Consider the following 24,006-nt stretch of genomic DNA (forward strand, 5'->3'; position numbering starts at 1 on the left):
GTCGGCCCGGTCGCGGCGGTCGCCCGTTCTTCGCTCCTGTCCGCGCGCCTGCTGCTGTAGTTTTCGGGCGCACACGTTCATCGACAGGGGAGAACACTCATGACCCAACCCGCTGCACCTCACGAACCCCCGGTCCCGGCCGCGGCGCCGCCCGTCCCGACCGCCCCGCAGGGCCACCTGCCCGCGCCGACCGGACCGGCCCAGCCGGCGCCGACCGCCGAGCCGGGCCTGACCGCCAACTCCAAGACCGTCAAGGTGCGCCCGTGGAAGCAGTCCACCGCCGTGCTCGCCATCATCGCGCAGACCCTCTTCGCGGTCGCGGCCGTCGCCAACCTCTACCTGGCCTGGTTCGACATCCGGATCAAGGGGCTGCTCAGCGACGGTGACTTCGACGCCGTCGTCAGCGAGGCCGAGAGCGCCGATGCCCTCTACCTGCCGATCCTCGCCCTCGCCGGGCTGGCCGGCATCGTCATGCTCGTCTGGCTCCACCGGGTCTGGACCTCCGACCGGTCCGACCACGCGCTCTACACGCGTGGCGCCGGCATGGCCATCGGCGGCTGGTTCATCCCCTTCGCCAACGTCGTCCTGGGCCCACTGGCCCTGCGCGACGTCCTCTGGGGTACCGAGCACGCGAACCCGCGCACCCGCCACGATCGTCCGTCGACGACCCCGCCGCTGATCATCGCCCTCTGGGTCGTGCTCGCCGTCAACCTCGTCCTCGCGATGCTCGGCCGCGCCGCGCAGCGAGGGATCGAGCAGCCCGACTCCCTCGACTCCCTCGTCTCCACGCTGCAGACGGGCCTGACGTACGAGGCCCTCGGCGGCGTCTTCGGGGCCGCCGGCGGCGTCGTCGGCATCCTGCTCATCCGCAAGGTCATGGGCTTCACGCGTCGCTGACCACCCGACGTCCTGAGACGTGACCGACGAGGTGCTGACGACCGCGAGGACGTCAGCACCTCGTCACATCCGGGCCATTGCGGCGGCGGGCCGCGTCGGAGGACAGTCGACTCCATGACCGACTGGGACTTCACCGGCCTCAAGGCCACCTACGTCAACTGCACGCTGAAGAAGAGCCCCGAGCCGAGCCACACTCAGGGGCTCGTCGACGCGAGCGTCTCCATCATGCGCGAGCACGGGGTCACCGTCGACGAGATCCGCCTCGTCGACCACGACGTCGCCACGGGCGTCTACCCCGACATGCGCGAGCACGGCTGGGAGAGCGACGCGTGGCCCGACCTGTACCCCGGCATCCTCGACAGCCAGATCCTCGTCGTCGCCGGCCCCATCTGGCTCGGGGACAACTCGAGCGTCACGAAGCGCTTCATCGAGCGCATCTACTCGTTGAGCGGGATGCTCAACGACCAGGGGCAGTACCTCTTCTACGGCAGGGTCGCCGGCTGCCTCATCACCGGCAACGAGGACGGGATCAAGCACTGCGCCCAGAACGTGCTCTACAGCCTCCAGCACGTCGGCTACACGATCCCGCCCAACGCCGACGCCGGCTGGATCGGCGAGGCCGGTCCGGGGCCGAGCTATCTCGACCCCGGCAGCGGTGGCCCAGAGAACGACTTCACCAACCGCAACACGACCTTCATGACGTGGAACCTCATGCACCTCGCGAGGATGCTCCACGACGCGGGGGGCGTGCCGGCCTACGGCAACCTGCGGTCGGCCTGGAACGCCGGCGAGCACTTCGGCTGGCACAACCCTGAGTACCGCTGAGGCGCCGGGCCGCGCGGTCACCCCGTGTGGATGATGCCGAGGGTGGCCGCGCGTCACGACCATGGGGGTGAGCACCGCTTCCGTGCTGCCCTCCGAGAAAGGTCGCCCCATGTCGTTCTGGGACATCGTCTGGTTCATCGTCATCTTCTTCGCGTTCGCGACCTACCTCCTGGTGCTGTTCTCGATCGTGGCCGACCTGTTCCGCGACCCCCAGGTCTCCGGCGGGATGAAGGCGCTGTGGGTCGTGTGCCTCGTCTTCTTCACCTTCATCACCGCGATCGTCTACCTCATCGTCCGCGGCCGCGGCATGAACGAGCGTTCGACGCAGAAGTACGCTGAGGCCCGCCAGGCGCAGGAGGACTACGTCCGTTCCGTCGCTGGGGCCTCGAGCACCTCGGCACCGGAGCAGATCGCGAAGGCGAAGGAGCTGCTCGACGCGGGCACCATCTCCGCCGATGAGTTCGCTGCCCTCAAGGCGAAGGCCCTCGCCTGACGGCTGGGTTCGCCGTCCTGTCACGGCACCACCCGTAGGCGCCCCCCGAAGGCTCGGCCGTCGCGCCGAGCCTCCGCGAGGCATGAGGGCGTATGCCGCTCGCGTCCCGAGCGCTGGTGGCTCAGACCCGGTGGGTACGGGACACGAGGTCCTGGTAGCGCGCCACGACGTCGGCGTGCGCCTGCTCGTCACTCCTCGGGACGGCATACTCCGAGTCGATCGCGAGGGCCCACGTCGGTGGGTCCGCCTCTCCCGAAAGGGCCCACGCGGCTTGGCGCGCGGCGCCGACGCCGACGTACTCGGCTGGTGCCGGCACGACGACCGGGGCGCGGAAGAGGCCCGGCGCGATCTCGCGGACGGCACGTGACGCGGCCGCTCCGCCGATGAGCAGGATGCGTCCGACCTCGACGTCGTGGTCGCGCAGGGCGTCGACCCCCGCGACGAGGTTGCACAGCATCCCCTCGACCGCGGCCCGGGCGAGGTTCTCGGGTGCCGCGTTCGTGCGGGTGAGTCCGCTCAGAGTGCCGGTCGACTCGGGGAGGTCAGGGGTGCGCTCGCCGTCGAGGTAGGGCAGGAGGGTCAGGCCACCCGCGCCCGGGATCGCCTGCAGCGCAAGACGGTCGAGCTCTGCGAGGTCCACACCGAGCATCGATGCGGCCGCGGTCAGCACGCGGGCCGCATTGAGGGTGCACATGAGCGGGAGGTGGTGACCGGTCGCATCGGCGAAGCCGGCGATGGCACCGGTCTCGTCGCGGATCGCCGAGCCGTGCGGCGTGAAGACGGTGCCGCTCGTGCCGAGCGAGACGACGACGTCACCGGGGTGGAGAGTCAGGCCGAGAGCGGCACCCATGTTGTCGCCCGTGCCGGCGGCGACGAGCAGGCCGTCGGCCGTGCGGCCGGCAGCCTGGGCGGGAGAGAGCACCTCGGGGACCTCGAGGGTCCGGCCGAACGCCCGGTCGAGCAGGTCGAGCCGGTAGTCACCGTCGGCGGCCGACCAGTAGCCCGTGCCGGACGCGTCCCCGCGGTCCGTGCTCCAGCGCTCGAAACCGTTGCCCTGTTGGAGGATCCGGCCGGTGAGCCAGTCGTGGGGGAGGACCACCCTGGCCACCCGTGCAGCGTGGTCGGGCTCGTGCTCTGCGAGCCATCGCAGCTTCGTGACCGTAAAGCTCGCGACGGGGACGAGGCCGACGGCGTCGACCCACGCACTGACGCCGCCGAGCTCGGTCGTGAGGTCGCGGGCTGCCCCCGCGCTGCGGGTGTCGTTCCACAGCAGGGCGTCCCGCACGACGGTGTCGTCCTCGTCGAGCGTCACCATGCCGTGCTGCTGGCCACCGACGGCGATGGCGGTCACCCCGTCGAGGACGCCGTCGCCGCACGCGTGCTCGTAGGCCTCCCACCACCGGTCCGGGTGCACCTCGGTGCCGTCGGGATGAGGGGCCCGGGCCGTGCGCACGACCTGCCCCGTCTCGGCGTCGCAGACGACGATCTTCGTCGACTGGGTCGAGCTGTCGACCCCCGCCACGAGGGTGCGTCCATCGGTCACGTCGTGCTGCTCCGCCCGGTCCATGACTGCAGGGTCTCCCGAGCGCCCTTGGTGTGCAAGGCCGACAGGGCTCGCGTGAACACCGAGGTGAACCGCTCGTCGTCGACGAGGTCGCCGAAGAGGTCCCGGTCGCGGAGGAAGGCGAGCGGGTCGGTGCCCTGCTGCGCGGCTGCGGCCATGACCCGGTCCTTGACGCGGTCGACGACCTCGATCGGCTCGCCCTGCTCGTCGACGCCCTCCGCGTAGCGCGCCCACGAGGCGACGACGAGCGCGGAGCTGTCGATCTGCCCGCCCGTCTCGAGGTTGCGCCTGATGACGGGGACGAGCCATTTCGGGATGCGGTCCGAGCTCTCGGCGCAGAGGCGTGCCAGCGTGTCACGCACCTCCGGGTTGGCGAAGCGCGCGATGAGCTCGTGCCGGTAGGCGTCGAGGTCGACCCCTGGCACGTCGGGGAGCGTCGGACTGCCCTCGTGCTCCATGTAGCCGAGCAGGAAGTCGACGAAGAGGGGGTCCTGGCAGACCTCGTGGGCGTAGCGGTAGCCGGACAGGTAGCCGAGGTAGCAGAGGGCCTGGTGGCTCGCGTTGAGCAGGCGAAGCTTCATCAGCTCGTAGGGCACGACGTCCTCGACGAGCTGCACGCCGGCCGCTTCGAGGGGAGGACGCCCCTGGGTGAAGTGGTCCTCGAGGACCCACTGCGTGAACGGCTCGCACACGACGGGCCACCCGTCCTCGACCCCGAACTCCTCGACGAGGCGGTCGATGTCGTCCTGCACCGTGACGGGTGTGATGCGGTCGACCATGCCGTTGGGGAAGGAGACGTGCTCGTCCATCCAGTCCGCGAGCGCGGGGTCCTTGAGGCGGGCGTATGCCGTCATCATCGTCCGCGCGACGTCACCGTTCCCCGGCAGGTTGTCGCACGACATGACGGTGAAGGGCTCCTGCCCCGCGTCGCGGCGGGCCGCGAGACCCGCGACGACGTAGCCGAAGACGGTGCGCGGGACGGCGCCGTCCTCGAGGTCCGCCCGGATCGCCGGGTCGGCGGCGTCGAACTCGCCCGTGACCTGGTTGACGAGGTAGCCACCCTCGGTGATGGTCAGCGACACGATCCGCGTCCGGGGGTGGGCCAGCCGGTCGACGACGGCTTGCGGGTCGTCCGGTGCGAACACGAGCTCGACGAGGCTCCCGACGACGCGCGGCTCCCGGTGGCCGTCCGGGTGCTTGACGACGAGGGTGTAGAGGCCGTCCTGCGCCGTGAGGGTGTCGACGATGCGCCGGTCGTGGGGGAGGGCCCCGACGCCGCAGATGCCCCAGTCCAGGGCTCCGGGGACGCCCAGCTCCATGAGCCGGTCGACATACATCGCCTCGTGGGCACGGTGGAAGCCGCCGACGCCGAAGTGGACGATGCTCGCGGTGACGGCCGTCCGGTCGTAGGTGGGTCGGCCCACCGCGGCGGGGAGTGCGTCGAGCGTCGCGCTCGCGAGAGTCGTGGGCCGCGGGGGCGAGGTGGCGGGCGTGGTGGTCATGGTCGTCTGGGTCCTCTCGGAGGAAAGGGATGTCGTCGGCGGCGGGGTGGCCGGACACGGGGGGAGCCGGTCGTCCTCGACGCGCGGCTGACGGTCGTCAGTGCGTCTCGGACAGGCTCCACATCGTCCACAGCTCGGTGCGCATCCGTCGTGGCTGCCGGAGGGTGTAGACGACGGCCTGGGCGATGTCCTCCGGTTCCATGAAGTCGCCCTCGGACGGGTCGCGGTCGCCGAAGCGTCCGTCGGCGGCGGCGAAGGGGGTGTTGACGCCGGCCGGTGCGATGGTCGTCGTGCGGATCCCCTCCGAGCGCAGCTCGCGGTCGAGGGCGTAGCCGAGGTTGATCTGCGCAGCCTTGGTGGCGGAGTAGACCGCCTCCTTGCCGCCCCCGATGAGGAGTCCGGCGACCGAGCCGATGATGACGATGTCACCACCTCCGCCCTGGGCGCGGAACTGGCGCACGGCCGCCCGCGCCAGCCACACGGTGCCCTTGACGTTGACGTCGACCATGAGCGAGGCCTGCTCGGCCGAGTAGTCGAGGATCCCGCCGTAGAAGCCGACGGCGGCGTTGGCGACGACGGAGTCGACCCGACCGAAGGCCTGGACTCCCGCGGCGACGAGCGCGTCGGCGGTGCTCTCGTCCCGGACGTCGCCGAGGCCGACGGCCAGCCGCTCCTCGCCCCAGGCGTCGCGGAGCGAGCTGAGGGCCTCGGGCCGGAGGTCACCGGCGACGACGCGACCGCCCGCTTCGAGGACGATCCGGGCGATCGCGCCACCGATGCCACCGCCGGCACCGGTGACGACGACGACCGAGTCCTCGAGGCTCCGTCCACGGTCGACCGCGGGGAGCGTGACGGGACCGGGCGTGGTGCTGGTGCCGGTCACTTGATCGCCCCCATCGACAGGCCGCGGACGAGCTGCTTCTGGGCCGCCCAGCCCGCGATGATGACGGGGAGCGCCGCGATGGTCGCTGCGGCGGACAGGACGGCGAGGAACTGTCCTCGGCCGTCGACGAAGCTGCCGAGGAAGGGCGGCGTCGTGCGGGCGGCCGAGCTCGTCAGCAGCAGGGCGAGGAAGTACTCGTTCCACGCGAAGATGAAGCTGATGAGCGCTGCGGCCGCGACCCCGGGGAGGACGAGCGGCAGGACGATCCGCACGATCTCACGGAACATGCCGGCCCCGTCGACCCGGGCCGCCTCGATGATCTCGTAGGGCACCTCGAGGAAGAACGAGCGCATCATCCACACCGTCACGGGCAGGTTCATGGCGCCGTAGACGATGGCGAGCATGTAGATGTTGTCGAGCAGCCCGACGGTCTTGAAGATCATGAAGAGCGGCAGCACGATCGCGGCGAGCGGCATGAACCGGGTCGAGATGAAGAACGAGAGCGAGTTCTCGACGTTCTTGACCCGCCGGATCGACAGGGCGTACGCGGCGGGGATCGCGAGCACCACCGAGATGATCGTCGCGATGACAGCGGCGGTCAGCGAGTTCTGGAGGTAGCCGGCCATCCCGCGGTCCATCGCGAGCTGGTAGCCCTCCGTGACGGGTTTGAAGATGAACGTCGGGTTGACGGACGACGCGAGCGACTCCGGCTTGAACCCGTTGAGGACCATCCAGAAGACGGGGAAGAAGAAGATGAGCACGAGGATCCACGTGACGAGCGTCGTGAGGGCTCCTCGGGCCGATGTCTTCGACCTCGTGGTGCTGCCTGAGCCGTTCATCGGCTTCCTCCTGCCATGAAGACCTTGAAGACGCTCTTGAGAGCGATGGTCGCGACGATGATCGTGAGGACGACGGTCACGACGCCGTATGCCGCTGCCTGCCCGACGTCGAGCCCGATGAAGGCCCGCTCGTAGAGGAGATAGGCGAGGGTCTTCGTGCCGCCGGTCCCCTTGGTGAGGATCGCGATCGGGTCGAAGACCTGCAGGATGATGACCGAGCCGAGGAGCACCCCGATCTCGATGTACATCCGTAGGTGGGGCAGCGTGATCCAGGTGAAGGTCCGCCAGGTGCCGGCCCCGTCGACCTGGGCGGCTTCGAGGATGCCCTTGTCCTGGCCCTGGAGACCGGCCAGCAGGATGAGCATCATGAACGGCGTGAACTGCCACGTCAGCACGATGACCACCGTGGCCATCGGGTGCTCGGTGCTCCAGGCGACGACCGGCAGGTGCAGGGTCCGGAAGACCCAGTTGAGCATCCCGATGTTGGTGTCGAACATCGAGTACTTCCAGATGAGCGAGGCCGCCGCCGGCATGATGAGGAAGGGCGTGATCATCAGGGTCCGGGCGAGGGCGCGACCGCGGAACGGGCGGTCGAGCAGGACGGCGAAGAGCAGGCCGAAGAGGACCGCCAGGGTGACCGAGAAGGCCGTGATGAGCACCGTGGCGCGGATCGAGGGCCACAGGTCGCCCGAGGTGAGTGCGCTCGTGTAGTTGTCGAACCCGGCGAACGCACGGTCGTTGGGGTAGAGCAGGTTCCACTTCGTCAGTGAGAACCCGATGGTGGTCAGGAACGGGATCTGCGTCAGCAGGATGAGGAAGATGACGGCCGGGAGCAGCAGTCCCCGGTTGCGCCAGAGCTCCGTCCGCTGCACGCGCCGCTTGTCGGTCGCGGTGCTGGCCCGGACGTCCTCGAGCTCGGATGGTTGCGTGGTGGTGGTCGTCGTCATGTCGGCACTCCCTTGTGCGGCTCGTGCGACTGCGGGTTGGAGGGGGTGTGGTGCCGGGCCCGGGGCGTGCCGGGCCCGGCACCACGTGTCACCTGTTCGTCAACAGGAGGTCACTTCTTGTGCTTGTCGCCCGCAGCCTGGGCGATGGACTGGCACTTGCTGAGCGCGTCGTCGATCGTGCCGCGGTTCGCCAGGTAGTCCGCGACGAGCTGGGCGCACTGGTTGCCGACGTCCTGGAACTCGGGGATCGAGACGTACTGGATGCCGACCCAGCCCTGCGGGTTGACGCCCGGCTGCTTCGGGTTGACCGAGCTCATGACGTCGAGCGTGATGGGTGCGTACGCCTTGGCCGCGTCCTTGTACTCGGGGATGTCGTACGTCGAGGTCCGCGAGCCCGGCGGGACGTTGGACCAGCCGATCTTCGTGCCGACGAGCTTGATGTAGTCCTTGCTCGTGGCCCACTTGACGAACTTGACCGCCGCGTCCTTCTGCTTGGTCGACGTCGGGATCGCAAGGTTCCAGCTCCAGAGCCAGCCGGACTCCTTGGTCTTGTCGACCGGCATGTGCGCGTAGCCCATCTTGCCCTTGACGGGTGAGTCGGCCGCCTCGAGCATCGACGCGGCGACGGAGGCGTCGGCCCACATCGCGGCCTTTCCCTCCTTGAGGGCCGTGAGGCACTCGTTGAAGCTGTAGGAGACGGGGTCCTTCTCGCCGGACTGGTCGAGCATGGTCTTGTAGAAGCTGACCGCCTGCTTCCACTCCGGGGTGTCGACGGTGGCCTTCCAGCTGCTGTCGTACCAGTTGCCCCCGAAGGTCTGCACGACGGTGGTCAGCGGGGCGAAGAGGTCTCCCCAGCCGGGCTTGCCGCGCATGCAGATCCCGGCCATGTCGGCGGTGTTGACCTTCTTGGCCGCGTCCGCGACCTGCTGCCACGTGGGGTTCTGCGGGATCGTGACCCCGGCCTTGTCCATGACCTCCTTGTTGTACATGAGGATCGAGGACTCCCCGTAGAACGGGACGGCGAAGAGCTTGTTGTCGAAGGTGTTGACGTCGCGGACCGGGGGAAGCAGGTCATTGACGTCGTACGACGAGTCGGACTGGAGCTCCGGGGTGAGGTCGACGAGCCAACCGTTGGCGCCCCACTGCGGCGTCTCGTAGGCGCCGATGGTGACGATGTCGTACTGGCCGGCGCCGCTCGCGACGTCCGCCGTCACGGCGGCGCGGAGGTCGCCCTCCTCCATGACCTGGAAGTTGACCGTGACGCCGGGGTTCGCCTTCTCGTACTCGGACTTGAGCTTCTCCATGTCCTTCATCTGGCCGTTGTTCACGGTGGCCACCTTGAGGGTGACGGCGCCTCCGGCGGCGCCCGTGGACCCGTTGCCGGACTGCACTGCCCCGGACGAACAGGCAGCCACCGTCATGGCGACCGCCACCGCGCCCGTCCCCAGCGCGAGCATGCGCTTGTTCGCAAGCATTCCTAACTCCTTTGGTAGGCATTCCTCGTTTCCGTCGGCCGGTTCCACCTGGCCCTGCGGCGATCTCCGCTTCGTTTCTTGACGGGAACTTGCCGGAACGGTAACGACGCGCGAGTCGGGGCAACAAGCACCATGAGCCCCCTGTCGTTGATACGATTTTGCGTACGGGTGGGAGCTGCAGGTGACGAATCGGTCGCAGCCCCGCACGGGACGGCGACGGTGCTGTCCAGCGCGGCGAAGGAGACGAAGATTTCGTATCGATCCGGCCAGTCTTCGGATGGCGCTTCCCGCACGACCGACGTCGAGTCGATGCGTTCCGTACCGTCGGGCCCGATCCTGGGGCAGCCGGTCCGGCGGGAGTACATCCCGCACCACCCGCAGGCCTCGGCACGGGTGCTGACGCACGACTTCCCGAGCGAGATCTGCGGCTGGGGCTTCCATCCCGAGTACGAGATCCACCTCATCACCAAGACGCGTGGCAGCTTCATCGCCGGCGACCACATCGGCACCTTCGCGCCGGGTCACGTCAGCCTGATCGGCCCGAACCTGCCGCACGACTGGGTCAGCGACCTCGCGGAGGGGCAGGTGGCGGTCGACCGCGACGCGGTCATCCAGTTCAGCGACGAGTGGATCCACGCGGCGATGGAGCACCTGCCGGAGCTGGCCGAGGTGACGGAGGTGCTCCAGCGCTCGACCCGCGGGATCGTCTTCTCCGGTGCCACGGCCTGGCGGGCCGCCGAGACGATCCTCGCCTGCGTGCACAGCCAGGGCGTCGAGCAGCTCGGCCACCTCTTCAAGCTCCTCGCGCTCTTCGCGCACGCCCCGCCCGAGGAGTACGACCTCGTGGCGAGCGAGTGGATGGGCCGACCGACCGACGCGGCGTCGCGCGACGCCGGCGAGGCGGGGCTCAGCTACATCTCCGACAACCTGACGGGCGACATCCGGCTGTCGACGGCCGCACGCCTCGCGTACATGTCGGAGCCGACGTTCTCGAAGTACTTCAAGTCCGCGACCGGCATGACCTTCTCGAGCATGGTCAAGAAGCTGCGGATCGCCTACTCCCGACGCCTGCTCGACACGACCGACCACTCCGTGGCCCAGGTCGCCGAGATGAGCGGCTACCACAACATGGCCAACTTCAACCGGCAGTTCCTCGCGGAGGTGGGGACCACGCCGAGCGCCTACCGACGGCTCGAGTCCGACCAGAAGCCGCCGCCCGAGGTGTTCAGCCTCGGTCGTCGGGCGCCGTCGCACTGACCGTCCGGGTTCACGTCGAGCTCACCGGGGCAGCCTCGCCGACCCTCTGTCTGCCCACGATCAGAGACGTTCGGGTCCGGTCGCGTGTCATTTGTGTGACGTGCCCGGCAGACCTGCCGCTACCCGTGGGTCGTGCTCTAGGTTCGTGAACCAGTGCCCACCAGCCCTCCGCGCGAAGGAGCCCAGCGTGCAGATCGGTGTCCCCCGTGAGACCCGTGCCCGCGAGACACGTGTCGCCGCGACGCCCAAGACCGTCGAACAGCTCGTCGGACTCGGTTACGACGTCGCCGTCGAGAGCGGGGCGGGGGAGCGGGCGAGCTTCTCCGACGAGGCGTATGCCGCCGCCGGCGCTCGCGTCGTCACGGCCGAGGAGGCGTGGGGCTCGCCGATCGTCCACCAGGTCAACGCGCCCTCGGACGAGGACATCGCGCGGCTCCGCCCCGGTACCGTCCTCGTCTCGCTCATGGCGCCGGCCATCAGCCCCGACCTCGTCGAGAGGCTGCGCGCCGCGGGCGTCACCGCCATGGCGATGGACGCGGTGCCGCGCATCAGCCGGGCCCAGTCGCTCGACGTCCTGTCGTCGATGGCCAACATCGCCGGCTACCGCGCCGTCGTCGAGGCCGCCCACGAGTTCGGCTCCTTCTTCACCGGGCAGGTCACGGCGGCCGGCAAGGTGCCGCCCGCCAAGGTGCTCGTCGCTGGGGCCGGCGTGGCGGGCCTCGCCGCGATCGGCACGGCCCGCTCGCTCGGGGCGATCGTCCGCGCGACCGACGCCCGCGCCGAGGTGGCCGAGCAGGTCGAGTCGATGGGCGCCGACTTCCTCGCCGTCCAGATGCCCGAGGTCGACGCCGCTGCCGCGTCGAGCGACGGCTACGCCAAGGAGATGGGCGAGGAGTACAACCGACGGGCCGCTGAGCTGTATGCCGCCCAGGCGCCCGACGTCGACATCATCGTCACGACGGCGCTCATCCCCGGACGCCCGGCGCCGCGGCTCATCACCGGCGAGATGGTGGCGTCGATGAAGCCCGGCTCGGTCATCGTCGACATGGCCGCAGCCAACGGCGGCAACGTCGAGGGCGCCGTCGCCGACGAGATGGTCGTCACCGACAACGGGGTGACGATCATCGGTTACACCGACCTCGCGGCCCGGCTGCCCACGCAGGCCTCCCAGCTCTACGGCACGAACCTCGTCAACCTCATGAAGCTGCTGACGCCGGGCAAGGACGGCGAGCTCGTCCTCGACTTCGACGACGTCGTGCAGCGCAACATGACGGTGGCCCGCGACGGTGAGCTGCTGTGGCCGCCGCCCGCGATCCAGGTGAGCGCAGCAGCCCCGGTGGCCCAGACGGCGTCCGGGACGAAGGTCGTGAAAGAGCCTGAGCCACCGAAGGACCCACGCCGCAGGTACGCCGGGATGGCGATCGGAGCCGTCGTCTTCGGGGCGGTGGCCGCCGTCTCGCCGCCGAGCTTCCTCGGGCACTTCACCGTCTTCGCGCTCGCCGTCGTCATCGGCTACTACGTCATCGGCAACGTCCACCACGCCCTGCACACGCCTCTGATGTCCGTCACCAACGCGATCAGCGGCATCATCGTCGTCGGCGCGCTGCTCCAGCTCGGCTCGGCCGGGTCGGTGGGCGGCACGAAGGGTGTCGTGATCATGGTGCTGGGCTTCGTGGCTGCGCTCCTGGCCAGCATCAACATCTTCGGTGGCTTCACCGTGACCCGCCGCATGCTGACGATGTTCCGGAAGGGCTGACCGCACATGGACACCGCACTCATCCAGGCGGCATACATCGTCGCGGCGCTGCTCTTCATCATGTCGCTAGCCGGCCTCTCGAAGCACGAGACCGCCCGTGACGGCAACGTCCTCGGCATGGTCGGCATGGGCATCGCCCTCGTCGCGACGCTCTGGCTCTCCCTGCGCGATGCCGCGTGGTCGGCCTGGCTGCTCATCGCCGTCGCCATGGTCATCGGTGCCGCGATCGGGATCGCCCGGGCGCGCAAGGTCGAGATGACCGGCATGCCCGAGCTCATCGCGATGCTGCACTCGTTCGTCGGGGCCGCGGCGGTTCTCGTCGGCATCAACACGTTCGTCGCGACGTCCGACCTCGTCGGGGTCGAGGGTGAGGCCGTCCATCTCGTCGAGATCTTCCTCGGCGTCTTCATCGGAGCCGTGACGTTCACCGGATCGATCGTCGCGTTCCTCAAGCTGTCGGCGCGCATCTCGAGCAAGCCGCTGATGCTGCCGGCACGCCACTGGCTCAACCTCGCCGCGCTCGTCGTGTCCGCCGGGCTGCTCGTGTGGTTCGTGGCGGCCCACTCGATCGTGCCGCTCCTCGTCATGACGGCGATCGCGCTCGCGTTCGGCTGGCACCTCGTCGCCTCCATCGGCGGCGGTGACATGCCCGTCGTCGTGTCGATGCTCAACAGCTACTCGGGCTGGGCCGCCGCCGCCGCGGGGTTCATGCTCGGCAACGACCTGCTCATCGTCACCGGTGCGCTCGTCGGCTCGTCGGGTGCCTACCTCTCGTACATCATGTGCAAGGCCATGAACCGGTCGTTCGTCTCGGTCATCGCCGGCGGGTTCGGCTCCGACGGGGCGGTCTTCGACTCTGACGTCGACTACGGGGACCACCGTGAGACGAACGCATCAGAAGTCGCCGACCTGCTCAAGAACGCGTCGTCGGTCGTCATCACGCCCGGCTACGGCATGGCGGTCGCACAGGCGCAGTACCCCGTCGCCGAGCTGACGGCCAAGCTCCGGGAGCGCGGCGTGGACGTCCGGTTCGGCATCCACCCGGTGGCCGGCCGCCTGCCCGGCCACATGAACGTGCTGCTCGCCGAGGCTCGCGTGCCGTACGACATCGTCCTCGAGATGGACGAGGTCAACGACGACTTCCCGGACACCGACGTCGTGCTCGTCATCGGCGCCAACGACACCGTCAACCCGGCGGCCGCCGAGGACCCCACGTCACCGATCGCCGGGATGCCGGTCCTGCAGGTGTGGAACGCCAAGGACGTCGTCGTCTTCAAGCGCTCGATGAACGCCGGCTACGCCGGAGTCCAGAACCCGCTCTTCTTCCGCGACAACTCGGCGATGCTCTTCGGCGACGCCAAGGAACGCGTCGAAGACATCATCAAGGCCCTCTGACCCATCCCCTTCCCCACCGAACGCAGCGTTCGGTCGCGAACTCAGTGCTCTAACAGCGAATTCGTGACCGAACGCTGCGTTCGGTCACAGGGAGGGAGCTCAGAGGAGACGGGCTCAGGCCAGGGGGAGATCGGGCCGGGCGGGTCGGGAGTCGCGGATCGCGGCCTCGATGCGGGTCCTCACGAGGGCGGGGCGCGCCAGGTCCGCCCGGGTGAGGCGGACGACGACGAACCCGAGACGGCGCAGCTCGTCCTCTCGGAGCTTCTCGTCGAAGTTGGCTCTCGCGGCGTCAGGATTCGTCTCGGGGTCGTACTTCACCTTCCCGTCGAACTCGACCAGGACGTTGGTGCCATCGAGGTGGAAGTCGGCGTAGAAGGACCGTCCGGGGTGCTCGCGCCGGGCGATCTCGAGCTGGGGAGTGAAGGCATAGCCCAGCCCTCGAAGCACGTGGGCGGTCAGCGTCTCGCCCGGCGACTCGTGTCTCGAGTCGCACCACGAGACGGCCGCCTTGGCACGTGTGACACCGCGGTGGCCGCGTAGGCTCCGAGCCGCCGCAGTGAGGGACTCGCTCGTCGTCAACCCCTTGCGCAGACAGTGGTCGGCGACGACCAGCATGCCGATCTGGCTGTGCAGCCCGACCTGGACGGCAGCCAGGCCGAGGTCGACCGTTTGGCCTCGGTGATGCAGTCGCGGGTGCTCGACGAGCTCGTGGATGTGGACGCGGCTGAAGGCACGAAAGGGGCGTTCGGGGTCTCGCCACATGAGGTGCACCGTCCCCCAGTCGATGCCCTCGTCCGGCAGGTCCAGCACCGCCACAGCCGAGGCGTGGGAGGCCATCACCAGACCCGCGTACTCCTCGAGCAGGGCCGTCACACGCAGCCGGTGGCGGTGCTTGTCGCTGGTCGGCCGCTGCACGGAGTACCAGCCTCGATGGAGCGGGTGGCACTCGCCGCGCGCGACCAGACTCCGCAGCAGAGCGCCGCTGATCCCGCTCATGCGCGCTGCTGCGGCGGAGAAGACCCCGGAAGGAGCGAGATGGTGCAGGTTCATGGGGCCCATCGTGGCGGCATACGCGATCTGCCTGCCAAGGGCCTGTGGACAACTCACCCCCCCACAGACCGAACGCGGCGTTCGGTCTCGAAAGCTCTGTTCTAACAGTGAGTTCGAGACCGAACGCCGCGTTCGGTGGGAGAGGTGGGGCGAGGTGGGGCCGAGGTGGGGCCGAGGTGGGGCGAGGTCAGCGTTCGCTGAGGACCTCGGGGGCTGCTCGGCGGCCTTCCTCCTCCTCGCCCGTTGCCAGCTTGCTGTGGTGGCGGGAGTAGAGGAAGTAGATGAGGAAGCCCAGCAGCATCCAGATGACGAACCGGATCCACGTCTCGACCGAGAGGTTGAGCACGAGGTAGAAGCAGGCGGCCGCGGACAGCCACGGCACCACCGGGTTGCCGGGCACCTTGAACGAGCGCTTGAGGTCGGGGCGCCGCTTGCGCAGGATCGGGACGGCGAGCGAGACGAGCATGAAGGCGGTCAACGTGCCGATGTTGACCATCTCCTCGAGCTTGCCGATGGGGGTCAGCGAGGCGATGAGGGCGACGACGGTGCCGATGATGAGCGTGAGCCTGACCGGGGTGCTCGTGCGCGGGTTGGTCCGGCCCAGTCCGGCCGGGATCAGGCGGTCACGGCTCATCGCGAACGTGACGCGGGTCGCGCCGATGATGAGGGTCATGACCACTGTGGTGAGGCCGGCGACGGCGCCGGCCGAGATGAGCGTGGCGTAGCCTTCCTTGCCCACGGACTTGAACGCCGTGGCGAGCGCCGCATCGGGGTCGATGTCCTTGTAGTTCTGCATGCCGGTGATGACGAGCGTGACGGCGACGTAGAGCAGGGTGCAGATGGCGAGCGAGCCGAGGATGCCACGGGGCAGGTCACGCTGCGGGTTCTTGGCCTCTTCGGCCGTCGTCGCGACGACGTCGAAGCCGATGTAGGCGAAGAAGACGATGGCGGCGCCGGCCATGATGCCCATGACGCCGTACGTCGCGGGAGTCATGCCGGTGATGACCTGGAGCAGCGGCGTCGTCAGGCCCTCTGCGGCCTTGCCCGGCTGGGACGGCGGGATGAACGGCGACCAGTTGTCGCGGTTGATGAACTGGATGCCCGCGAAGATGACGAAGAGCACGATGAAGAGCTTGACGCCGACGAGCACGAGGTTGACGCGCAGCGACTCCTTGATGCCCCAGGCGATGAGCAGCGTCAGGCCGGCGATGAGCAGGAAGGCCGGCAGATCGAAATGCGACCCCGGCCCGACCGATTCTGGCCAGGTCACTCCCAGCTGCTCCAGGAAGGTCACGAAGTACTGCGACCACCCCTGGGCGACGACGCTCGCCCCGAGCATGAGCTCGAGAAGCAGGTCCCAGCCGATGATCCACGCGACGAGCTCGCCGAGCGTCGCGTAGGAGAAGGTGTAGGCCGAACCGGAGACGGGAACCGTCGACGCGAACTCGGCGTAGCAGAGAGCGGCGAGGCCGCAGACGATCGCACCGATGACGAACGACAGTGCGATGGACGGACCGGCGTAGTCCTTGGCGGCTCTGCCGGTCAGCGTGAAGATGCCGGCGCCGATGATGACACCGATGCCGAAGACCGTGAGGTCAAGGGCGCTGAGTGTCCTCTTCAGCTTGTGGTCGGCCTCTTCGGACGAGGCCATCGAGGCCTCGACCGACTTGGTGCGGAACACGCTCATGCTGACCTCCGAGCGGTCGGTGACGGGCGGATCATCACAAACTAGCGGGGAGCGCGACCGCCTGCGAGTCCTGCCCGGGCGTCGTTGGCCGCGCGCCGCGGGGGATGCCGCGACTACCCAGTGGTACCCGCCCCGACCGGATTCCGCTCACTCGGAGGACGATCTTGCTGGAGCTGCTCAGTCGTCGGAGCGCGGCCAGATCGGGCCGGTGTCAGCGCCGCGCCGGCGACGCTTGCGGTCGTCGCTCTCGTAGACGGTCTCGCTCTCGCCGGACGGCCGCTGGATCGGGACGGCCCGCGAGTAGGAGTCGAGACGGTCCTGGATCGGGTTGTGGGTGCGGTGGACGTCGGGATATGCCGTGCCGCCACCTGGGGCGATCGGGCTCACGGGCGGTATCTGACCGCCGGGCTGCCCTGTGTCGTCAGGGAACTCGTCGTCGATCTCCTCGAAGTCCTCGTCGCCGGGTGGCGGGACGATGTGGAAGATCTCGGCGCAGATGTCGCGGTAGGTCTGGTCGGGGTTGGGCACCCACTTGACCTCGCGGAGGGCCTGGTCCTGGCCCGCGCTCTCGAGGACGAACTTGCCGTAGCCGAGGAACTGGCCGGGGATGGAGCGGACATAGCTCATGTCGGTGACCTTGAGCAACGGCATCATCGCGACCTTGTGGGAGATGAGACCGTAGCGCAGCAGCAGCCGCTTGTCGGTGGCCACGAACCAGTTGTGGCTCCAGTCGAGCAGGCACCACAGGAGGCGGGCGAGCAGCACGAAGAAGAGCCACCAGAAGATGGTGCCGACGGCCTGCGTGGCCTTGGTGACGTTGGAGTCGACCCACACGGCAGCGGTGAGTCCCAGGAGCATCGTCACGACAGGCTCGGCGAGCTTGCCCCAGTGCGCACGCACCGCGGTGACGAGTCGCTCGCCCGGGAGCAGGATCGGCGCCAGTCCCGCCGGCACCTCCGTGCTCCGCATCAAGGCCATGAGCTCAGTGTGCTCGCTTCAGCGGTTGAGCAAGGAGTTGAAGAACCTGAGGATCGCGTTGAAGCCGTCGACGAGGACGCCCCAGATGTTGCTGACGATGTCGGCAGCCTTGTCGGGGGACGTGAACACGGCGTAGACGAAGAACGCGAGCACGATGATCAGGATGATCTTCTTGGCCTTGGGGCCCATGGTGTGTCGCTCCTTGGAGGGAAGGTGCTGGCGCTGCCCTGACAGCCCCACGGCACAGGGGTGGGACCAGTGTGCCGTACGTGACTGGTGGGGTGCGGCACCGGCGCCCGCGTGTCGGCTTGACCTCCACGTCGCCGCTATCCTCCACGAGTGTCGCGAACGCCAGCGTATGCCGCCGAGCTGCGCGCCGCTCTGAGCCGCGCCGCGCGTGGGGTCGACGGACGCGAGCTGACCCGGGCGACCGAGGCGCTCGTGTCGCGCTACCGGTCGGTCGCCCCTGCGTCGGCGCCGATCCTCGCCTCGCGGGTGCACGTGGCCGCGTATGCCGCCTACCGGATGCCGGCGACGCACGCGGCGCTGTCGCGGGTCATGGTCGACCTCGCCGTCCGCGGTCTGGCGCCGCGCTCGATGCTCGACCTCGGTGGCGGCACGGGCGCGGCGGCGTGGGCTGCCGCGGGCGCCTTCGACTCGCTCGAGTCGGTCACGGTGCTCGACCAGGTGGAGGACGCCCTGGCCCTCGGCCGTGACCTCGTCGCCGACGCGACGTCGCCCGCGCTGACGGGCGCGACGTTCCGGCGCGGTGTCGCCGGCGCCTGGCCCGAGCTCGACGCCGATCTCGTGACGGTGTCGTACGTGTTGAGCGAGCTCGACGAGACCCAGCAGGACGGGCTCGTCGCCGAGGCGATGCGCCGCGGCCGCGCCGTCGTCGTCGCCGAGCCGGGGACGCCCGACGGCTACGCCCGGGTGCTCCGCGTCCGAGCCGCCCTGCTCGCGGCCGGGTGGACCCTGCTCGGGCCGTGTCCGCATTCGATGGAATGCCCTCTCGCACCAGGGGACTGGTGCCACTTCGCGGCTCGGGTGAGCCGGTCCGCGGAGCATCGTCGGCTCAAGGGGGCGGAGCTGTCCTACGAGGACGAGAAGTTCTCGTGGGTCGCGGCCGCCGCTCCCGGCGTGCTGGAACCTCCGACCCCAGAGGAGATCTCGGGGCGCATCCTCCGACACCCGTTGAAGCGCAAGGGACTCGTCGAGTTCCAGGTCTGCCGGCCCGACGGGACCGCGGGTCGCGAGGTCGTCTCCAAGAAGTCGGGGGAGCGCTACCGCAGGGCGCGCGACGCCGAGTGGGGCGACGCGCTGCCCTGACCGGGCGGCATACGCAAGGGGTGTCGGCTCAGACGACGCCGTAGAGGCGGTCGCCGGCGTCACCGAGCCCGGGCACGATGTAGCCCTTCTCGTTGAGCTTCTCGTCGATGGTGCCGAGCACGACCTTGACGGGGATGTCGCTGTCGGCGAGCTCGTCCTCGAGGTGCTGGATGCCCTCGGGCGCGGCGAGCAGGCAGACGGCGGTGATGTCGCGGGCGCCCTTGGCCGTGAGGTAGTCGATCGCCATGACGAGCGTGCCGCCGGTGGCGAGCATCGGGTCGAGGATGAAGACCTGGCGTCCGGTGAGGTCGTCGGGCAGGCGGTTCGCGTAGGTCGAGACCTCGAGGGTCTCCTCGTTGCGGATCATGCCGAGGAATCCGACCTCGGCGCTCGGGAGCAGCTTGACCATGCCGTCGAGCATGCCGAGCCCCGCGCGCAGGATCGGGACGATGATCGGCTTGGGGTTGGAGAGCTTGATGCCGGTGGTCGGCGCGACCGGCGTCTCGATCTCGAACGGCTCGACACGGACGTCGCGCGTGGCCTCGTAGGCGAGCAGGGTGACGAGCTCCTCGGCGAGGCGCCGGAAGGTCGGGCTGTCGGTCCGCTTGTCGCGCAGGTAGGTCAGCTTGTGGGCGATGAGCGGGTGGTCTGCGACATGGACGTCCATGGGTGGAAACTTATCGCGTGGCGAAGAGATCCGAGACCCCCGGCAAGAGCTCCGTCCCGGCCCCGGAGACGTATGCCGCCTGGGTCGGCCAGGCGCTCGACCTCGCAGCCGCGACCGTCGGCTCGCAGGACGTGCCCGTCGGCGCGCTCGTCGTCGACGTCGCGGGTGATGTCGTGGGGCGTGGTCGCAACGTGCGCGAGGAGCTGGGTGACCCGACGGGCCACGCCGAGGTCGTCGCGCTGCGTGAGGCGGCGCAGGCGCTCGGCTCGTGGCGGCTGGACGGGTGCACGCTCGTCGTGACGCTCGAGCCGTGCGTCATGTGTGCCGGCGCGGCGATGGCGGCGCGGGTCGAGCGGGTCGTCTTCGGTGCCTGGGACCCCAAGGCGGGAGCGTGCGGATCGGTCTGGGACCTGACGCGGGACCCGCTCGCGACGCACGTCGTGGACGTCGTCGGGGGCGTCCGAGCGGAGGAGTCGGCGGCCCTGCTCGTCGATTTCTTCGAGGGCCGGAGGCTCGGGTAAGGTCTCTCCCGGTGGCGTGTCCGAGCGGCCTAAGGAGCACGCCTCGAAAGCGTGTGTGGGGGTAACTCCACCGTGGGTTCAAATCCCACCGCCACCGCCGCTGACCTGCGGAAACGTCGGCCCAAGCCTCTTCGGTGCGGGCCGGCGTTTCTCAGGCTTGGTCTCACTTGCGGTCTCACGTGGGCCTGCGAAGACCGCTGACAGTCTGTTCGCGGGGGTTCAACTTCGTTCACTGGCGTCCGTTTCCACGTGGACTGCGGTGAGGAACACGCGCCGAAAGCGGGCTTGGCGCTGTTCGCTGGCGTCCGCGACTGTTCGTCCGCGACCGTACGTCCGGGGCCGCCCGCACTTGGGGGCGGCCGGCGAAACGGGATGGGCCCTGTGTGTAGTGGTCATGCCCGGTCAGTTCGGGCGGACGGGCCTGAGCATGGTCGGGCATCATGCGATCTGCGGCAAAGTCGGACGTGTCAGCGCTGTTCGGGTACGCGTTGTGACAGGGTGCCAATCGTGAAGCCCCGCGGACGAGTACGTACGCCTCCGATCGGTCGTGCCATAGCGCTGGTTGGCGCGCTGGCGCTGGCTGGCTGCAGCACCGGTGGCCCGGGAGAGGCTGCGACCTGGACGCCGATGAACGGGGAAGCACTTACACAGGACTCGACCCACATCGAACTGAGCGTGACGCGCCTCGATTGCGCAAGCGGGAAGACCGGGACGGTGCTGGAACCCGAGGTCCGATTTGAGGCAGCCCGGGTGATCATCACGGCCTCCGTAGCGCCGCTCCCACAAGGCGTCGGTTACAACTGTCAAGGCAACGACAGTGTCAGCGTCAGCGTGGACTTGGACGAGCCAGTCGGCCAGCGGTCGCTGGTAGACGGAACCTGTCTTGGTGGCGAGGCCGCCAACACCGCCGTGTGCGTCGATGACGCTGGGGTGCGCTGGAAGCCGACCCGCGACTGAAGCGAAGCGTCCGCTATTCGGCACCACCGATCAGCGGCATGGTCGGGCGATCGTAGCCGCCCTCAGAGCGGCTACTTGTTTCATTGACGTAGGACCGGTGCCTGCGCAGGCTCGGTTCAGGTGCCCGGGTTCGTCGCTCGCAAAAGCGGCTGCCCACGCCTTGTCGTGTGGCTCTCACATGGGTTGCGCCGCCCGGGCACCGCCGGGCAGGAGAGGCTCAAGAAGGGATTGCTCTGCTCGAAGTAGCGGTGCCCTCCACGAATCGGGTCGAGGCAAGGGAGGCGTCATGGAAGAGCAGGTCCCGCGGGTCGTGATCGGGATGGACCCGCACAAACGCACGGTGACGATCGAGGTGATGACGCCGACGAAACCGTCGTCGGAGGCGGCCGGTTCGACACCACGGTCGAGGGCTACGCGGCGATGCTGGAGCACGTCGGGGGGTGGCCGGAGCGGGTGTGGGCCATCGAGGGCTGCGAGGGCATCGGCCGGCACGTCGCCCACCGACTGCTCGCCGACGGGCAGGACGTCGTGGACGTGCCGGCGAAGCTGTCCGCGCGAGCCCGGGTCTTCGCGACTGGGTCGGACGTCGTCCGACGAGCGGCATGGTCGGACGTCGTCCGACGAGCGGCATGGTCGGACGTCGTCCGACGAGCGGCAAATCCGGTAAACGTCTCACGCTTGATGAGCGGACGTTCGACCTCATGCATGGCATGCTCCATGCTGCGGATCAAGGGAGCGCCCTCGCTCGTAATCGAAGGTCGACCATATTCGACGCTTGCCTTGTGCGGGTCGTGTCAGGTGGCGCCTAGTGGCTGTGGCTCACGACGGTCGCCATGGTTCTTGTGGTAACCGGTCAGTTGGAGCGTCGCACCATAGAGCGGCACGAGCGAGGCCGCGCAAAGCTTGGAGGAGTAGGACCATGGACTCAGGCAATGTCGCGAACCCTCACGAACACCCTCGCGCTGGAACGACTGATGTTGAGCGGCTCTATAAGGTTGCTTTCGATCTGCCGGAGAACCTTGCGAGATGGGCTCGCGCCTCGACGGAGCGTCTATGGACCGAGAAGACGCCGGTGAGAATGGAGTCACGAGTCTGCAACGTCCCCTTCTACGTCAAGGGGATTGCGCTTGGCGACATCGTCCGCGTGCGGGCGGATAACGAGCGTCGAGAGTTGGTGTTCGAGGAGTTCGTCGCGCCTTCTGGGCACTCAACAGTTCGCCTCATCATCTTGGATAAAACTGAGTTGGACCGCATCGGGTCGCTGCTAAAGAAGTTCGAGTGCGCCTGGGAGGTGGACGGCTCAGGCATCCTCTGGGCAATCGACGTACCACCCGCCGTCGCCTATGACACGCTCCTAATCGCCCTCATGCAGCTCAAAGAAGCCGGAAAGATCGAAATCGAAGAGAGCGCCGTTGCACAGGGGCATCGCAAGGGACTTGACACGCTCGGCCAGTCAGGTGGTCTGCCCACTGGAGGGTGAGGAGTGACCACAACGGCAGCGCGGCGTGACTGCGCGCGCGTGGCCGTCCTCAGAGCGGCTACTTGTTTCATTGACGGCAGGACCGGTGCCTGCGCAGGCTCTGGTTTAGGTGCCCGGGCTCGTCGCTCGCAAACGCGGCTGCCCACGCCTGGTCGTGTGGCTCTCACATGGGTTGCGCCGCCCGGGCACCGCCGGGCAGGAGAGGCTCAAGAAGGGATTGCTCTGCTCGAAGTAGCGGTGCCCTCCACGCCCAACCAGTAGTCGGTTCCGGGCGAGGGAGGTTCACATGGAAGAGCAGGTTCCGCGGGTCGTGATCGGCATGGACCCGCACAAGCGCAGCGTGACGATCGAGGTGATGACGGCCGACGAGACGGTCCTCGATGGTGGCCGGTTCGACACGAGCGTCGAGGGCTACCAGGCGATGCTCGAGCACGTCGCGGCGTGGCCGGAGCGGGTCTGGGCGATCGAGGGGTGCGAGGGGATTGGCCGGCACATCGCGCACCGGCTGATCGCGGACGGGCAGGTCGTGGTCGACGTGCCGGCGAAGCTGTCCGCTCGGGCTCGGGTGTTCGCGACCGGGCAGGGCCGCAAGACCGACGCGACCGACGCGCACTCCGTCGCGCTCGTCGGCACGAGGATGGCCGGGCTGCGCCCGGTCGTGACGGATGCGCAGCTGGAGGTGCTGCAGCTGCTCGTTGACCGTCGCCGCTCGATCGGGGACGAGCACACCCGCAAGATCAGCCAGCTGCACCGAATCCTGTTGGAACTGCTGCCTGGTGGCGCGAAGAAGTACCTCTCCGCGGCCCAGGCCAAGGCCATCCTGGCCGGCATCCGACCGCGGGATGCGGTCGGGAAGACCCGCAAGCGGGTCGCCGCGGAGCTGGTCGCTGACCTGGAGCGGATCTACGCGCGGAAGAAGGCCGCGGACAAGGAGCTGAAGGAGCTCGTCGCGGCGACCGGGACCTCGCTGCTGGGGTTGCACGGGGTCGGCCCGTCGGGTGCGGCGCGGCTGCTCGTCGAGGTCGGTGACCTGTCTCGGTTCCCGGACCGTAACCACTTCGCCTCCTGGACCGGCACTGCTCCGATCGATGCGTCCTCCGGCGATCACGTGCGCCATCGGCTCTCTCGGGGCGGGAACCGCCAGATCAACCGGGTGCTGCACATCATGGCCACAGTCCAGCTGCGCACCCCGACCGAAGGCCGCGCGTACTTCGACCGGAAGAAGGCCTCCGGGAAGAGCTCGATGGAAGCGATGCGCTGCCTCAAACGGCGCCTGTCCGACCTCGTCTTCCGGACCATGCTCGGCGACTACGTCGCCGGTCGGATCACGACAGCCACACGACAGGTGACGGGCCCGGGAGGGCACCGGGGCAACGTCTCTGACTCCAGCGCGACCGGCTCACAACCCCACACCGGCTCTTCGGACAAGCCACTTCCCGGACCCGTCACGACCCAGCGTAGAACGCACCTCCCTGCCGCGTCTTGACACAGAAGGGAGCCATGT

Annotated in this window: 22 protein-coding genes and 1 tRNA gene; 12 read left to right on the plus strand and 11 right to left on the minus strand. The window is 68.8% G+C overall.

All coding sequences use genetic code 11. The annotated features are described in order from the left end of the window. Positions 1-99 precede the first annotated feature (99 nt). The 3 genes from ASE25_RS14205 (at position 100) to ASE25_RS14215 (ending at position 2,215) form a co-directional block, all read left to right on the plus strand. Positions 100-897 (plus strand): DUF4328 domain-containing protein, encoded by a 798-nt coding sequence (locus ASE25_RS14205; RefSeq protein WP_056826194.1) that lies wholly within the window; start codon positions 100-102, stop codon positions 895-897. Between the two features lie 114 nt (positions 898-1,011). Beyond that, positions 1,012-1,722 (plus strand): flavodoxin family protein, encoded by a 711-nt coding sequence (locus ASE25_RS14210; protein ID WP_056826196.1) that lies wholly within the window; start codon positions 1,012-1,014, stop codon positions 1,720-1,722. Positions 1,723-1,831: 109 nt separating this feature from the next. After that, on the plus strand, positions 1,832-2,215 hold the full coding sequence (locus ASE25_RS14215) for an SHOCT domain-containing protein (protein ID WP_056826198.1): 384 nt from the start codon (positions 1,832-1,834) through the stop codon (positions 2,213-2,215). Between the two features lie 121 nt (positions 2,216-2,336). Here ASE25_RS14215 and xylB read toward each other — a convergent pair whose 3' ends face one another. The 6 genes from xylB to ASE25_RS14245 all read right to left on the minus strand — a co-directional run bounded on the left by xylB (position 2,337) and on the right by ASE25_RS14245 (position 9,425). Beyond that, entirely contained in the window at positions 2,337-3,782 is a 1,446-nt protein-coding gene (gene xylB / locus ASE25_RS14220; RefSeq protein ID WP_056826200.1) for a xylulokinase, read from the minus strand. Then, entirely contained in the window at positions 3,755-5,281 is a 1,527-nt protein-coding gene (locus ASE25_RS14225) for a mannitol dehydrogenase family protein (protein ID WP_056826202.1), read from the minus strand. The genes xylB and ASE25_RS14225 overlap by 28 nt, the downstream gene beginning before the upstream one ends. A 97-nt stretch (positions 5,282-5,378) precedes the next feature. Then, positions 5,379-6,164 carry an SDR family oxidoreductase gene (locus ASE25_RS14230; protein ID WP_056774223.1) on the minus strand — a complete coding sequence of 262 codons (786 nt, stop codon included), beginning with the start codon at positions 6,162-6,164 and terminating at the stop codon, positions 5,379-5,381. Continuing rightward, positions 6,161-7,003 carry a carbohydrate ABC transporter permease gene (locus ASE25_RS14235; protein WP_056826203.1) on the minus strand — a complete coding sequence of 281 codons (843 nt, stop codon included), beginning with the start codon at positions 7,001-7,003 and terminating at the stop codon, positions 6,161-6,163. Before ASE25_RS14235 ends, ASE25_RS14230 begins: the two co-directional genes overlap by 4 nt. Then, positions 7,000-7,950, minus strand: a complete 951-nt coding sequence (locus ASE25_RS14240) for a carbohydrate ABC transporter permease (protein ID WP_056774214.1) — start codon at positions 7,948-7,950, stop codon at positions 7,000-7,002. The genes ASE25_RS14235 and ASE25_RS14240 overlap by 4 nt, the downstream gene beginning before the upstream one ends. 110 nt (positions 7,951-8,060) lie before the next feature. Beyond that, positions 8,061-9,425: an ABC transporter substrate-binding protein gene (locus ASE25_RS14245; RefSeq protein ID WP_056774211.1), complete on the minus strand. Its 1,365-nt coding sequence runs from the start codon at positions 9,423-9,425 to the stop codon at positions 8,061-8,063. Positions 9,426-9,734: 309 nt separating this feature from the next. Between ASE25_RS14245 and ASE25_RS14250 the strand changes: the two genes are divergently transcribed. The 3 genes from ASE25_RS14250 to pntB all read left to right on the plus strand — a co-directional run bounded on the left by ASE25_RS14250 (position 9,735) and on the right by pntB (position 13,833). Further along, positions 9,735-10,682: a helix-turn-helix domain-containing protein gene (locus ASE25_RS14250; protein WP_235508688.1), complete on the plus strand. Its 948-nt coding sequence runs from the start codon at positions 9,735-9,737 to the stop codon at positions 10,680-10,682. Positions 10,683-10,869: 187 nt separating this feature from the next. Next, positions 10,870-12,438, plus strand: a complete 1,569-nt coding sequence (locus ASE25_RS14255; RefSeq protein WP_056774205.1) for a Re/Si-specific NAD(P)(+) transhydrogenase subunit alpha — start codon at positions 10,870-10,872, stop codon at positions 12,436-12,438. 6 nt (positions 12,439-12,444) lie between these two features. Continuing rightward, a complete protein-coding gene (pntB, locus tag ASE25_RS14260) occupies positions 12,445-13,833 on the plus strand; it encodes a Re/Si-specific NAD(P)(+) transhydrogenase subunit beta (protein WP_056774202.1) in 1,389 nt (462 codons plus the stop codon). 114 nt (positions 13,834-13,947) lie between these two features. Here the strand turns inward: pntB and ASE25_RS14265 are convergent, their stop codons facing one another. From ASE25_RS14265 to ASE25_RS23240, 4 genes are all read right to left on the minus strand, one after another. Continuing rightward, complete coding sequence (locus ASE25_RS14265) at positions 13,948-14,883, minus strand: hypothetical protein (protein ID WP_056826207.1); 936 nt, start codon at positions 14,881-14,883, stop codon at positions 13,948-13,950. A gap of 187 nt (positions 14,884-15,070) precedes the next feature. Next, positions 15,071-16,570, minus strand: a complete 1,500-nt coding sequence (locus ASE25_RS14270; RefSeq protein WP_056826209.1) for an APC family permease — start codon at positions 16,568-16,570, stop codon at positions 15,071-15,073. A 177-nt stretch (positions 16,571-16,747) separates the two neighbouring features. Then, entirely contained in the window at positions 16,748-17,548 is an 801-nt protein-coding gene (locus tag ASE25_RS14275; RefSeq protein ID WP_056774195.1) for a PH domain-containing protein, read from the minus strand. An 18-nt stretch (positions 17,549-17,566) separates the two neighbouring features. Then, a complete protein-coding gene (locus ASE25_RS23240; RefSeq protein WP_200959120.1) occupies positions 17,567-17,737 on the minus strand; it encodes a hypothetical protein in 171 nt (56 codons plus the stop codon). A gap of 150 nt (positions 17,738-17,887) precedes the next feature. Between ASE25_RS23240 and ASE25_RS14280 the strand changes: the two genes are divergently transcribed. After that, positions 17,888-18,877, plus strand: coding sequence for a small ribosomal subunit Rsm22 family protein (locus ASE25_RS14280; RefSeq protein WP_056826211.1), 990 nt, complete (start codon positions 17,888-17,890; stop codon positions 18,875-18,877). 28 nt (positions 18,878-18,905) lie between these two features. Here ASE25_RS14280 and upp read toward each other — a convergent pair whose 3' ends face one another. Beyond that, on the minus strand, positions 18,906-19,544 hold the full coding sequence (gene upp / locus ASE25_RS14285) for a uracil phosphoribosyltransferase (protein ID WP_020143911.1): 639 nt from the start codon (positions 19,542-19,544) through the stop codon (positions 18,906-18,908). 17 nt (positions 19,545-19,561) lie between these two features. Between upp and ASE25_RS14290 the strand changes: the two genes are divergently transcribed. The 5 genes from ASE25_RS14290 to ASE25_RS14315 all read left to right on the plus strand — a co-directional run bounded on the left by ASE25_RS14290 (position 19,562) and on the right by ASE25_RS14315 (position 23,988). Then, the gene (locus ASE25_RS14290; RefSeq protein WP_056774190.1) at positions 19,562-20,065 is read left to right on the plus strand and encodes a nucleoside deaminase; all 504 of its coding nucleotides are present in this window, start codon (positions 19,562-19,564) and stop codon (positions 20,063-20,065) included. A gap of 10 nt (positions 20,066-20,075) precedes the next feature. Then, positions 20,076-20,162 (plus strand) — tRNA-Ser (locus ASE25_RS14295). Positions 20,163-20,572: 410 nt separating this feature from the next. Further along, positions 20,573-21,022 (plus strand): hypothetical protein, encoded by a 450-nt coding sequence (locus ASE25_RS14300; protein WP_157623439.1) that lies wholly within the window; start codon positions 20,573-20,575, stop codon positions 21,020-21,022. A 919-nt stretch (positions 21,023-21,941) separates the two neighbouring features. Beyond that, the gene (locus ASE25_RS14310; protein WP_082622882.1) at positions 21,942-22,502 is read left to right on the plus strand and encodes a DUF4265 domain-containing protein; all 561 of its coding nucleotides are present in this window, start codon (positions 21,942-21,944) and stop codon (positions 22,500-22,502) included. A gap of 286 nt (positions 22,503-22,788) precedes the next feature. Continuing rightward, positions 22,789-23,988 carry an IS110 family transposase gene (locus ASE25_RS14315; RefSeq protein WP_056826218.1) on the plus strand — a complete coding sequence of 400 codons (1,200 nt, stop codon included), beginning with the start codon at positions 22,789-22,791 and terminating at the stop codon, positions 23,986-23,988. The last annotated feature ends 18 nt before the right edge of the window (positions 23,989-24,006 follow it).

This window comes from Terrabacter sp. Root85, from assembly GCF_001429185.1.
Classification (GTDB): domain Bacteria; phylum Actinomycetota; class Actinomycetes; order Actinomycetales; family Dermatophilaceae; genus Terrabacter.